Raw genomic sequence first — 1,524 nt, forward strand, 5'->3', positions numbered from 1 at the left:
GCCGTGGCCATGGGCGCGTGGATGCCGAGCGTGGCCCGCGTCGTCGAGGCCGCGCCGCCGCCGAAGCCGACGAGCACCCCGGCCGCACCCGTGCGCATGAGGTGCAGGGCGGCGGTGTAGGTCGCGGCACCGCCGACGATCACCGGCACGTCGAGCTCGTAGATGAACTTCTTGAGGTTCAGCGGCTCCTGGTTCTTCGAGACGTGCTCGGCCGAGACCGTCGTGCCGCGGATCACGAACAGGTCGACGCCCGCCGCGACCACGGTCTCGTAGAGCTCCTGGGTGCGCTGCGGTGAGAGCGCGCCCGCGACCGTGACGCCCGCCGCGCGGATCTCGGCGAGCCGAGCCGTGACGAGGTCGGGCTTGATCGGCTCGGCGTAGAGCTGCTGCATCCGCTCGGTCGCCTGCTCGGGCGCGAGGTTGCGGATCTCGGCGAGCACGGGCTCGGGGTCCTCGTAGCGGGTCCAGAGGCCCTCGAGGTCGAGCACGCCCAGGCCGCCGAGCTCGCCCATCATGATCGCCGTGCGAGGCGAGACGACCGAGTCCATCGGCGCGGCGAGGAAGGGGAGGTCGAACTGGTACGCGTCGATCGACCAGCCGACCGAGACGTCCTCGGGGTCGCGCGTCCGCCGGCTCGGCACGATGGCGATGTCGTCGAACGCGTAGACGCGGCGGCCCCGCTTTGAGCGGCCGATCTCGATCTCCTGGGTCACCCCTCAACCCTAGCGAACGGGCCAGGCGCCGCCCGCAGGCGCCCGCCGCGCTCGGACGGGGCCGCCGGCGGGCAAGACGCTCAGCGCTCGCGCACGACCCGCGCCTCGTCCCACACGGGCGCATCCGTCTCGACGACCTCGCCGTCGGAGCGGAACACCACGAACCGGTCGAAGCTGCGCGTGAACCACCGGTCGTGCGTGACCGCGACCACGGTGCCGTCGAACCGCACGAGCGCGTCCTCGAGCGCCTGTGCCGAGACGAGGTCGAGGTTGTCGGTCGGCTCGTCGAGCAGCAGCAGGGTGACGCCCGAGAGCTCGAGCAGCAGGATCTGCAGGCGCGCCTGCTGGCCGCCCGACAGCGACTCGAACCGCTGCTGGGCGGATGCCGCGAGCCCGTACCGGTCGAGGGCCGAGCTCGCCGCCTCGCGGGCCATGCCGTCTCGGTTCGCGTCGCCGCGATGCAGGATGTCGAGGAGGGTCCGCAGTCGCGCGGGCGATCCGCATTGCTCGCCCGGTCCTTCGCACAGTCCCATGGTGCGTGCCATCCCACGGAGCGCCGCCGCGCTAGTGGACGAGGTGTTCCATTCGACCCGGGCTGGTTCGTGGTCAACGAGCATGGCGTTCGCCCGCAGCTGCGAGACGACCCGCGGGGGGCTGGCACCGAACGGAAGAAGCACGCCGCGAGGTCGTCGTCGAACATGACGACGCCGATCGGCCGTTCCCGCTCGACGCCGTGCCGCGGCATCAACGTCGAGATCACGACCCGTGACATCGCGCGGAGCCCCGACCTTCGGCGCGCCGGTGGGCTGTG

1 protein-coding gene and 1 pseudogene are annotated in these 1,524 nt (G+C 72.1%); both read right to left on the reverse strand.

Annotated elements, in window-relative coordinates; all coding sequences use genetic code 11:
- On the reverse strand, positions 1-713 hold a 713-nt coding region (locus GH736_RS22740), incomplete at its 3' end, for a GuaB3 family IMP dehydrogenase-related protein (protein ID WP_159607269.1).
- An 80-nt stretch (positions 714-793) separates the two neighbouring features.
- A pseudogene (locus GH736_RS22745) lies at positions 794-1,195 on the reverse strand (ATP-binding cassette domain-containing protein); the annotation flags it as partial.
- Between the last annotated feature and the right edge of the window lie 329 nt (positions 1,196-1,524).

Source organism: Agromyces humi (assembly GCF_009720255.1).
In the GTDB taxonomy this organism is placed as follows: Bacteria; Actinomycetota; Actinomycetes; order Actinomycetales; family Microbacteriaceae; genus Agromyces; species Agromyces humi.